Annotated in this window: 9 protein-coding genes and 1 pseudogene; 4 read left to right on the forward strand and 6 right to left on the reverse strand. The window is 69.5% G+C overall.

What is annotated here, in order from left to right:
- The 3 genes from VTU_RS0120205 to VTU_RS0120215 form a co-directional block, all read right to left on the reverse strand.
- On the reverse strand, positions 1 to 624 hold a 624-nt coding region (locus VTU_RS0120205; protein ID WP_010107963.1), incomplete at its 3' end, for a substrate-binding domain-containing protein.
- Between the two features lie 64 nt (positions 625 to 688).
- Entirely contained in the window at positions 689 to 2233 is a 1545-nt protein-coding gene (locus VTU_RS0120210) for a sugar ABC transporter ATP-binding protein (RefSeq protein WP_010107965.1), read from the reverse strand.
- An 83-nt stretch (positions 2234 to 2316) separates the two neighbouring features.
- Complete coding sequence (locus VTU_RS0120215; protein WP_010107966.1) at positions 2317 to 3249, reverse strand: sugar ABC transporter substrate-binding protein; 933 nt, start codon at positions 3247 to 3249, stop codon at positions 2317 to 2319.
- 279 nt (positions 3250 to 3528) lie between these two features.
- Between VTU_RS0120215 and VTU_RS28920 the strand changes: the two genes are divergently transcribed.
- Genes VTU_RS28920 through iolB form a run of 4 tightly spaced genes read left to right on the forward strand, consistent with a single transcriptional unit; the run spans position 3529 to position 9296 of the window.
- Positions 3529 to 5511, forward strand: coding sequence for a bifunctional 5-dehydro-2-deoxygluconokinase/5-dehydro-2-deoxyphosphogluconate aldolase (locus VTU_RS28920; protein WP_010107967.1), 1983 nt, complete (start codon positions 3529 to 3531; stop codon positions 5509 to 5511).
- A 17-nt stretch (positions 5512 to 5528) separates the two neighbouring features.
- Positions 5529 to 7454, forward strand: a complete 1926-nt coding sequence (iolD, locus tag VTU_RS0120225; protein ID WP_010107969.1) for a 3D-(3,5/4)-trihydroxycyclohexane-1,2-dione acylhydrolase (decyclizing) — start codon at positions 5529 to 5531, stop codon at positions 7452 to 7454.
- 38 nt (positions 7455 to 7492) lie between these two features.
- Positions 7493 to 8425, forward strand: a complete 933-nt coding sequence (gene iolE, locus VTU_RS0120230; protein ID WP_010107970.1) for a myo-inosose-2 dehydratase — start codon at positions 7493 to 7495, stop codon at positions 8423 to 8425.
- Between the two features lie 31 nt (positions 8426 to 8456).
- Entirely contained in the window at positions 8457 to 9296 is an 840-nt protein-coding gene (iolB, locus tag VTU_RS0120235) for a 5-deoxy-glucuronate isomerase (RefSeq protein WP_010107972.1), read from the forward strand.
- A 33-nt stretch (positions 9297 to 9329) separates the two neighbouring features.
- Here iolB and VTU_RS0120240 read toward each other — a convergent pair whose 3' ends face one another.
- From VTU_RS0120240 to VTU_RS0120250, 3 genes and pseudogenes are all read right to left on the reverse strand, one after another.
- Positions 9330 to 9764 carry a GNAT family acetyltransferase gene (locus VTU_RS0120240; RefSeq protein ID WP_029554602.1) on the reverse strand — a complete coding sequence of 145 codons (435 nt, stop codon included), beginning with the start codon at positions 9762 to 9764 and terminating at the stop codon, positions 9330 to 9332.
- Positions 9765 to 9786: 22 nt separating this feature from the next.
- Positions 9787 to 10266 (reverse strand): hypothetical protein, encoded by a 480-nt coding sequence (locus VTU_RS0120245; protein WP_138927979.1) that lies wholly within the window; start codon positions 10264 to 10266, stop codon positions 9787 to 9789.
- 48 nt (positions 10267 to 10314) lie between these two features.
- Positions 10315 to 10932: pseudogene (locus VTU_RS0120250) on the reverse strand (DUF349 domain-containing protein); the annotation flags it as partial.

Raw genomic sequence — 10932 nt, forward strand, 5'->3', positions numbered from 1 at the left:
GAGGGTCGTGTCCGAATCCAGCGCCGCCTTCACCTTGGCGCGCGCCTCGGCGGGGTCGTTGCCCGTGGGCAGCACCTTGGACTTTCCGGCAAAGCCGTCCGCAAAGCCCTTGCAGCGCTGGTCCAGCGAGACGTTGCCCACCTCCTGGTTCACGCAGATGCCATTCTTTCCGCCCATGGCCTTGAGTTTCTCGCCGGCAACGCGGCCCGCCTCGTATTCCGATTGGCCGACGTGCAGCAGGGCCCCGAGCTTCTTGGAAAACTCCTGCCCGGAGTTGATCGTGATCACCGGGATTCCGGCCTTCACCGCGCGCTGGATCGCCGGGCCCAGGGCCGATGCGTCGGGCAGGGACACCACGAGGCCGTCGGGTTTCTGGTTCACTGCGGCGTCGATGAGCCGGCTCATCGCGACCATGTCAAAGCTCTCGGGCGCGCGGTAGCTGACCTTGATTCCCGCGTCCTTGGCCGCGGCTTCGACGCCGTTTTTCACGACCGACCAGAACGCGTCGTTCGCCTGGCCGTGCGTCACGACGGCGATGTTCTGCGCGTGCGCGGCGCCGGACGCCAGGGCCACCAAGGCCGTTGCAGCCAGCGCCGTCACGGCCATCTTGCGGGTGAATTTCATGTTTGCTCCTTGGATTGTTTGCGTAAAAAAAACCGCTCTTGCGCGCGCTGCTGCAACCGGGCCCTCAGCGCGATGCCAACTCCATGATGCGCACCTGGTCCGCGTCCTTGCGCTCGACGATTCCGGTCATCCGGCCCTCGTGCATGACCAGGATGCGGTCGCACATGCCGAGCACTTCGGGCAGCTCCGACGAGATCATCAAAATGGCCACGCCCTCGGCCGCGAGCCGGGTCACGAGGCGGTGGATTTCGGCCTTCGCGCCCACGTCGATGCCGCGCGTCGGTTCGTCGAGGATCAGGATCCGGGGCCGGGTCAGCAGCCAGCGGCCGATGAGCACCTTCTGCTGGTTTCCGCCCGAGAGGTTCTGTATGGTTTCGTGCAGCCCCGGTGCCTTCACGCGCAGCGTGCGCAGCATGTCCTCGCAGCCCCGGCGCAGCAGCCTCTGCTGCACGAAGTTGCACTTCACGTAGCGCGCGCGCAGCACCGCCGCTTCCAGGTTCGCGAGCAGGTCGAGGATCAGAAAGCAGCCGCTCTCCTTGCGGTCCTCGGTGAGAAAGGCCATTCCCTGCCGCATCGCCTGCGCGGGCGTGGCGATGCGCACCGGCCGGCCGTCGATGCGGATCTCGCCCGAGGTCGCCGGAACCACGCCGAACAGCGCCTCGGCGACGTTCGAGCGGCCCGAGCCGACCAGTCCGGCGAGACCGAGGAATTCGCCGGCGCGCAGGTCGAAGCTCACGTCGCGGAAAACGCCCTCCACGGCCAGGTTGCGCACGGACAGAACGACCTCGCCGATCGGCAACTCCTCCTTGGGGAACAGCTGCGCGATCTCGCGCCCGACCATCATGCGGATGATCTCGTCGCGCGTGACGTCGCAGGCGGCGTGCGTGCCGATGTAGCGGCCGTCGCGGAACACCGAGAACTCGTCGGCGATCTCGAACAGCTCGCTCATCTTGTGCGTGATGTAGACGATTCCCTTGCCCTGCGCGCGCAGCTGGCGAATGATGCCGAACAGGTGATCGACCTCCTTGTCGGTCAGCGCCGAGGTGGGTTCGTCCATGATCAGCACGTCGGAGTCGAACGACACCGCCTTCGCGATCTCGACCATCTGGCGGCTCGCCACCGTGAGGCTGCGCACCTCGGCCTCGGGGTCCACGTCGATCGCCAGGCGCTCGAACAGCGCCTGCGTGCGCCGGCGCAGCGCGCCGTGGTCGATCAGGCCGAAGCGGTTCTTCGGCTCGCGCTGGATCCAGATGTTCTCCGCCACCGTCATATAGGGCATCAGGTTCAGTTCCTGATGGATCATCGCGATGCCCTGATTGAGCGCGTCCAGCGGGCTGCCCAGCGTCACCGGCTGGCCCTTGACGCGGATCTCGCCCCGGTCCGGCGCGTGCACGCCGGCAAGAATCTTCATCAGCGTCGATTTGCCCGCGCCGTTCTCGCCCAGCAGCGCGTGCACGCTGCCCGGGCGCAGGCGGAACTGCACGTCGTCGAGCGCGCGCACGCCGGGAAAGGACTTGCCCACCCCGCGCACTTCGAGCAGGTAGTCGGGTGCGGCCGGTCGTTCGCCCCCGGCGGGGGACGCTGGCCGATCCATCAGGACGCTGGACATGGAAGGACTCTCCTCGCAAACCATTCGCAATGGGCCGGGTAGTGCACGCGCCGACCCGTCGGCCGTGCACGCCCGGACGACCCTTAGTTCTTGCCCGCGTATTGGGCCAGGTTCGCGGGCGTGACGAGCTCGAACGGCACGTTCACGAAACGCTCCACGCTCTGCTTTTTCGCCAGCCGGATGGCCGCGTCGATCGCGCCCGCACCCTGCCCGGCGGCGTTCTGGAAGACCGTGACCTTCAAATCCCCGGCCTTCATCGACGCCAGCGCGTCGGGCGTTGCGTCTATGCCCGCAACGATGGTCTGGGGCGTCCATTTCTTGGTCGCCTTGAGCGCGTTGATCGCGCCGATGGCCATCTCGTCGTTGTTCGAGACGATGGCGTCGAACTTCAGGCCCGAGCTCAGCCAGTTGGTCGTGATGTCCTGGCCCTGGGTGCGGCTCCACTTGCCCTCGCGCTTGTCGATGATCTTCATGGCGGCGCATTCATGCGTCGCGAGCAGGTCTTCGACCGCCTTGGTGCGCGTGCGCGCCGCCTCGTTCGAGAGGTCGCCAAGCAGCATCAGGATGCTGCCCTTGCCGCCGAGCAGCTTGCACACCTGCTGCGCCTGCAAGCGGCCCGACACCGTCTCGTCGGACGCGACCACGACCACGCCCGCGGGCAGCTTCTCGAAGTCCACCGGCTTGCGGTTCACGTAGACCAGGGGGATCTTCGCGTCGAGCGCCATGCGGGTCATCTTGGGCGTGGCGTCGGTGTCCACGACGTTGACGATGATCGCCTCGACCTTCTGCGCGATCATGTTCTGGATCTGGCTCAGCTGCTTGCCGACGTCGCCGCCGGCGTCCTCGATCTGCACGCTGGCGCCGGCCTTCTTGGCCGCGTCGGAGATACCGGTGCGCAGGATGGTCAGGAAGGTGTCGTCGAACTGCGCCATGGTCACGCCGATCTTTTGCGCGCAGACCAGCGGTGAAGCCAGCAGGGTGGCGGCCGCCGTCGCGGCCAGGAACAGTTTTTTCATCCCGATGTCTCCTCTGATGGGTATGGGTGCCGGGCGCCCGGATCGGCCGGATCGGACAGGCGCCAGCAGGATGCCAGTGTAGTTTTGCAGCGCCGGTTTTTAGAAAATATTTTCTAAGTGATTTCACCTAGGGAATTTTATTTCCAGCCTGGCTAGACTCCGCTCGCCTGCCACGAGAGCGCGGCAGGGGGTCGCCCCGGCACGCCCGCGGGGAAACGACCGCCACTCCATCCACATCGCCGCCGACAACGGGCAACGGGCCTGAGAACTGACACTGACATGAGCGTCCTGAAATTTCCAAGTGGTCGCCGCATCGACCTGGCCTGCCTGGGCCGGGTGGCCGTGGACCTCTACGCGCAGCAATTCGGCAGCCCGCTCGAAGACGCGCGCAGCTTCCAGATGTACCTCGGCGGTTCGTCCGGGAACCTGGCCTTCGGCGTCGCCCGGCTGGGGCTGAGGACGGCGATGATCTCGCGCGTCGGCGACGAGCAGATGGGCCACTTCCTGCGCCAGACGCTGGAGCGCGAGGGCTGCGACACCAGCCAGTTGCAGACCGACCCCGAGCGCCTGACCGCGCTGGTGCTGCTCGGCCTCAAGGACCGCGACAGCTTCCCGCTGCTCTTCATGCGCGAGAACTGCGCCGACATGGCGCTGCGCGCCGACGCGATCGACGCGGACTTCATCGCCGGCTGCCGCGCGCTGTCCATTACCGGCACGCACCTGTCCACCCCGACCACCCGCGCGGCGGCGTTGACGGCGCTCGGCCACGCACGCACGCATGGCCTGGTGCGCGTGCTGGACATCGACTACCGGCCCGTGCTGTGGGGCCTGACGCCGCGCGGCGCGGGCGCGAACCGCTACGTTCCCGACGCCAGCGTCACGCAGCAGTTGCAGGAGGTGCTCGGCGAATTCGACCTGCTCGTCGGCACCGAGGAGGAGTTCCTGATCGCCGGCGGCGTGCCGCACGCGCTCATGGCCTCGCTGCAAGCGGTGCGCCAGCACAGCCAGGCGGTGCTCGTCGTCAAGCGCGGCGCGCTGGGCTGCTGCGTCATCGAGGGCGCGCTGCCCGCGCGCATCGAGGACGCGCCAAGCTACCCCGGCGAGCGCGTCGAGGTGCTGAACGTCCTCGGCGCGGGCGACGCCTTTCTCTCGGGGCTGCTCACGGGCCTGCTCCAGGGCCGGGACTGGGCCGAGTCCACGCGCCTCGCCAACGCCTGCGGCGCGATCGTGGTCTCGCGCCACGCCTGCTCGGCGTCCATGCCCACGCCGGCCGAGCTGGCGCACTGGTTCGGTGGTCAGCGCCATCCCCGGGTGGACGCCGACCGGCAACTCGCGCACCTGCACCGCGTGAGCGTCACGCGCCGGCGCTGGGACGATCTGTGCGTGATGGCCTTCGACCACCGCAGCCAGTTCTACGATCTGGCGCACACCGCCGGCGCCGACGAGGCGCGCATCAATCCGCTCAAGCTGCTGCTGCTGCGCGCCGCCGAGCAGGTGGAGCGCAGCCACCGCTTGCAGGGCCGCGTCGGGGTGCTGATCGACGGCGGCGCCTACGGCTGCGACGCGCTGGCGCAGGCCACCGGGCGCGGCTGGTGGGTCGGCCGGCCGGTGGAACTGCCGGGTTCGCGCCCGCTGCGCTTCGACGGCACGCGCTCGCTGGGGTCGGCGCTGGTGCACTGGCCCACCGAGCAGGTCGCCAAGTGCCTGGTGCACTACCACCCGGACGACCCCGTGGACCTGCGCCTGGAACAGGAGCAGACCCTGCTCGAACTCTGGGAGGCGACGCGCGCGAGCGGCAACGAACTGCTGATCGAGCTGATCCCGCCGCGCCTGCAAACGCCGGCCACGCCGGCAGCGCAGACGGACGGCGCGGACGAGGTGCTGCTGCGCGCCGTCAAGCGCCTGTACAACCTGGGACTCCGGCCCGAGTGGTGGAAGCTCGCGCCGATGCGCCCCGATGGCTGGTCGCAGCTCGCGGCGCTGATCGCCGAGCGCGACCCGTATTGCCGCGGCGCGGTGATCCTGGGCCTGAACCAGCCGCTGGAGTATCTGGCCGAGAGCTTTCGCTGCGCGGACAACCCGATCGTCAAGGGCTTCATGGTCGGGCGTACCCTGTGGGCCGAGGCCGCGCTCGAATGGCTGCGCGGCCGGATCGGCGACCAGGCCCTGATCGACGCGGTCGCCGGCAACTTTGCCCGGCTGGTGGACGCCTGGCAGGGGCGCAGCCTGCACGGCCCGACCGGGACGCCGAGCCCGCAATGACGACGACAACGACGACGATGATCATGACGATGGAGCCGACCGCAATGACGATGCAAACCGCCCAGGCCAGCGTGCGCCTGACCGTGGGCCAGGCGCTGGTGCGCTACCTGGCCGCGCTGCAGGCCGAGGTCACCGGGCCCGACGGCGAGACCGAAATCCTGCCCTACTGCGCGGGCGTGTTCGCGATCTTCGGCCACGGCAACGTGACCGGCCTGGGCGCGGCGCTGGAGGCCGAAAAGGACCGCTTGCCGACGCTGCGCGCGCACAGCGAGCAGGGCATGGCGAACGCTGCCGTGGCCTTCGCGAAGGCCCACTTCCGCCAGCGCATCATGGCCGTGACCTCGAGCATCGGCCCGGGCGCGACGAATATGCTGACCTCCGCGGCGCTGGCGCACGTGGCGCGGCTGCCGCTGCTGCTGCTGCCCGGCGATGTCTTCGTCTCGCGCCTGCCCGACCCCGTGCTGCAACAGTTGGAGAGCTTCGAGCAGGGCGAGCTCAGCGTCAACGACTGCTTTCGCCCGGTGACGCGCTACTTCGACCGCATCACGGCGCCCGAGCAACTGCTCGTGGCCCTGCCGCGCGCCATACAGGTCATGACCGACCCCGCGCAATGCGGCCCGGTGTGCCTGGCGCTGCCGCAGGACGTACAGACCTTCGCCTGCGACTGGCCCCTGGACTTCTTCCAACCGGCGCGCATCCGCCTGCGCCGCCCGCCGGCAGACGCCGTGGAACTGGCCGCGGCCGGCGCGCTGCTCAGATCGGCAAAGAGGCCGCTGATCGTCGCCGGCGGCGGCGTGCTCTACAGCCAGGCCTGGGACGCGCTGCGCGCCTTTGCGCAAACGCACGGCGTCCCGGTGGCCGAATCGCAGGCCGGCAAGGGCAGCCTCGCCTGGGACCTGCCGCTGAACCTGGGCGCGATCGGCGTCACCGGCTCGCCCGCAGCGAACCGCGCCGCCGGGGAGTGCGACCTGGTCCTTGCCGTCGGCACGCGCCTGCAGGACTTCACGACCGGATCGCACGCGCTGTACGCGCGGGCCCGGCTACTGAGCCTGAACGTCCAGCCCCTGGACGCCGGCAAGAAGCGCGGCCAGCAGCTCGTGGCCGACGCGCGCACCGGCCTGGAGCAGCTCTCGGCGGAACTCGCCGGGTGGCGCGCCGACCCGGACTGGACCGCCGGCTGCCGCGAGCAGGCCGCCGCCTGGGTCGCGCGCGTGACGCAGCTGACCACCCGCCCCCCGGAAAACGCGCTGCCCTACGAGGCCGAGGTCATCGGCGCGGTGCGCGAATCCGCCGCCGACGCGGGGCTCGACAGCGCGCGCAACGACATCGTCGTGTGCGCCGCGGGTACGCTGCCCGCCGAACTGCACAAGCTCTGGCGCAGCGCATTGCCGGGCAACTACCACATGGACTACGCCTATTCGTGCATGGGCTACGAGGTCGCCGGCGGCCTGGGCGTGAAGCTGGCGCGGCCCGAGCGCGAGGTCATCGTGATCGTCGGCGACGGCTCGTACATGATGCTCAACTCCGAGCTCGCGACCTCGGTGCTGCTCGGGCGCAAGATCATCGTCGTGCTCCTGGACAACCGCGGCTTTGGCTGCATCGAGCGGCTGCAAACCCGGACCGGCGGTGCGAGCTTCAACAACCTGCTCGACGCCTGCGTACCCGAGGGCGGAACGCGTTCGGCGATCGACTACGCGCTGCATGGCCGCGCGCTCGGCGCCGACGCCGTGCACGTGCGCAGCGTCGAGGAACTGCGCCGCGAAATGCGCCGCGCCCGGGCGGCGACGCAGAGCCAGCTGCTGGTGATCGACACCACGCACCAGCGCACGACCGACGACGGCGGCGCGTGGTGGGAGGTGGCCGTGCCGCAGGTCTCCCCCCGCCCCGGGGTGGCCGCCGCGCAGCGCGACTACCTCGAAGCCAAGACCCGGCAGCGCCGCTGAGCGCCGGCCCCGAACCACCCGACCCGACCCATACCACCATGACGACCTGGAACGTCCGCATCGGCATCAATCCGCTGTCCTGGATGAACGACGACCTGCCGCAGCTCGGCGGCGAGACCGCGCTCGAGACCGCGCTCGCCGAAGGCGCGCAGATCGGCTACGCCGGCTTCGAGCTGGGCCACAAGTTTCCCGGCGACGGCCCCGCCTTGCAAGCCAAGCTCGCCGAGTTCGGCCTGGTCTGCGTCTCGGGCTGGTACAGCGGCATGCTCGCCGAGCCCGCGCCCGGCCAGAGCGACGCGCAGGCCGTGGCCGCCGAGATCGAGCGCTGTGAGGCGCATATGCGCAAGCTGCAACACAACGCGGTGCAGGTGGTGGTCTACGGCGAATGCGCCGCGACCATCCAGGGCCAGATCGACACACCGCTGTCCCGGCGCCCGCGCTTTGCCGACGCCGCCGCGTGGCAGCGCTACGCCGCGCGCCTGAACGCCTTTGGCGCACACCTGCTGGCCCGCTACGGAATCCGGCTCGCGTACCACCACCACATGGGCGCCTACGTCGAGTCGCCCGCCGACATCGACCAGCTGATGGCGCTGACCGACCCGCAAAGCGTCTTCCTGCTCTTCGACACCGGCCACGCCTTCTTCGGCGGCGCCGCCGACCCGGTGGCGCTGCTCGGAAGGCACGTGGCCCGCGTGGCGCACGTGCACTGCAAGGACGTGCGCGCGCAGATCGTCGCGCAGGCGCGCAGCAGCGGCTGGAGCTTTCTCGACGCCGTCGTCAACGGCGCCTTCACCGTTCCGGGCGACGGCGCCCTGGGCTGGGAGCCCCTGCTGCGCGTTCTCCGGGACGCCGGCTACGCGGGCTGGCTCGTCGTCGAGGCCGAGCAGGACCCCGCCGTCGCGCCCAGCCAGCCATACGCGCGCAAAGGCTACGACACGCTGCGCGCGCTGGTCGATCAGTTGGGCCGCTAAGTACACCCCCCCCCGCGAGGAGAACACCCCGATGCCGATTTCCCCCCTGCTGATCAAGGCCGCGCCCGGGCGCGAGATATGCTGCGTCACGCCGGCGTCTGCCGGTTGGCAGCACGTGGGCTTTCGCGCGCTGCGCCTCGGCGCCGGCGAGCACGAGAGCCTGGAGACGGGAGCGCGCGAGCTGTGCGTGGTGGTGCTCACCGGAAGCGTCGACGTGCAGGTCGGCGGGCAGCGCTTTGCAGGACTCGGCAAGCGCGACAGCGTTTTCGAGGAAATCTCGCCCGACGCGCTGTACCTGCCCGGCGGCCAGCGGCTGACGATCACGGCCACGCGCGCCGCCGAGGTCGCCCTGTGCAGCGCGCCCTGCGTCGAAGGCAAGCGGCCCGTGTGCCGCATCGACGGCGCGGGAATGCGCCGCAGCACCCGCGGGGCGGGCAGCAACGCACGCCATGTCTGCGACATCCTCATGGGCGACAACCCGGCGGCCGAACGGCTGCTGGTGGTCGAGGTCATCACCCCCGCGGGCCACTCCAGCAGCTACCCGCCGCACAAGCACGACCGCGACGCAGCGCCCGACGAAACCCTGCTCGAAGAGACCTACTACCACCGGCTCGACCCGCCGCAGGGCTTTGCGTTCCAGCGCGTCTACACCGACGACCGGAGCCTGGACGAGGCCTGCGCCGTGGAGAACCACGACGTGGTCCTGGTGCCGCGCGGCTACCACCCGGTGGTGGCCCCGCACGGCTACCGGCTGTACTACCTGAACGTGATGGCCGGCCCGGGTCGCACCTGGGTCTTTCGCAACGACCCGGCGCACGAATGGATGCTGCACCCGGCAGCCAGCGGCCCAGCGCAGAAGACCCGGCCGTGAGCACCCCGGCACGGATGCTCTCCCCGGTGCGTTTCACAGATCCGGAATCAGGCGCTTGCCCAACGAGAAGACCTCGTCGCGCGCGTATCCCAGTTGCGCATAGAAGCCGAGCACCCGGGAATTGTTGCTGCGCACCAGCACGTTGATCTTCGCGCAGCCGAGCGCCAGCAAGCGCTGTTCCACTTCGGCCATCAGGCGCCGCCCGACGGACAGGCCTTGCACGCCGGGGGCCACGGCCAAGTAGTAGACGGACCCGCGGTGCCCGTCATAACCGGCCATGGCGGTGCCCAGCAGTTCCTCGCCAGCGCCCTCGGCCGGTCGGGTGGCGACCAGAAACAGCCCGGGCTGCACCCGCAGCTTGCGGGCAATATCCTTGTGCGGGTCGTTCCAGGGCCGAAGCAGGCCGCAGCCATGCCAGAGCGCGATGGCTGCGGGCTCGTCGGCCGGATCGAACGGGCGGATGCGCAGCGCGTCCACGGTTTTCCTATTTTCAGCGGTGCGAATCGCCCAATCTGGCCAAGTGAACTTCGTTAATGTGGACGACGGCATTGTGCCCGTCCCTCACATTTGGAATTACAAGTTCGCTGGCCTTCGTGAAGCGATGGCCGACCCTGATCGAATAGGAATTGAAAGCCCAGCTCACAAAGCCGGTGAAAAAAACGGCGTCCTCGACGTCTCGCCACTTCACGCCGGTGATGCCTTTGTTCCAGGGAAAGACACCGCGAAAGAACCAAACGCCATCATCGTCGGTGAACAAGATCATGCTGCGCAGGTAGAGCACCTGATAGACAAATATCGCCAGTGCTACCAGGGCAGCAACGACGCCCAGGGACGGATTCAGTGTGCCCAGGACAACGGCCAGCGCCGAGAGGAGGAAGAACACCACCCCGGGCCGGACGTATGCCACCCACGACATCCGATATTGATTGAACCGTATGCCGCCCGATGTTTCGTTATTTTCTGATTCCATGGTAGACCATCCGAAAAAAACAGGGGAGCGCGCTGGTCCGCTTTCCCGTCATTTGCGCAGCAGCGTCTTCAACGCGCCCTGCAGGCGGCGTGCGCTGCCCGCATCGCTGGCACTCGCGAGCACGCGGGCCGCGTCCTGGCCCCAGGTCTGGGCGGGCGCGGGGTCGTTGCGCCGGGTGAGCAACTGCAACTGCAGCATGCGCCGCGCAGCGATGTGCTCTGCCGGGGTGGGTGCCTCGGCCGCCATCTCCAGACGCAGCAGCGCTTCGGACGCATCGCCCTGCGGCGCGCACGACAGGGCCTGCACCCAGGCGCTGCGCACCGCGGGCGGCACACGCCCCCCCAGGTCCTGCGTCGCAGGGACCTGGGCCGCATCGCGCTTTTCCCAGGCCGTGAGCAGCTGCGTCAGGGCCTCGCCATGCGCCTGCGCCGCGAGCTTCTTGAGCGCCAGCTGGGCGTTCTCCATGGCCTCACGCTGCGCGCGGAAGGCGGTGTCGCCCAGGCGCGGGGCGCGCTCCTCGGGCGCGGGGCGCTGGCCTCGGGCGTTGCGCTCGTCCCCGCGGCCTGCGGCGCGCGGCCCCGGCTGGCGTCCCGATCCCCGCACGGGCGTCGCGCCACTCGCCGGGGCGCGCGCCCGGCCAGGCGCGGCGGGCGCGTGCGCAAGGCG

This window comes from Verminephrobacter aporrectodeae subsp. tuberculatae At4 (genome assembly GCF_000193225.1).
GTDB classification, from domain to species: domain Bacteria; phylum Pseudomonadota; class Gammaproteobacteria; order Burkholderiales; family Burkholderiaceae_C; genus Acidovorax; species Acidovorax aporrectodeae.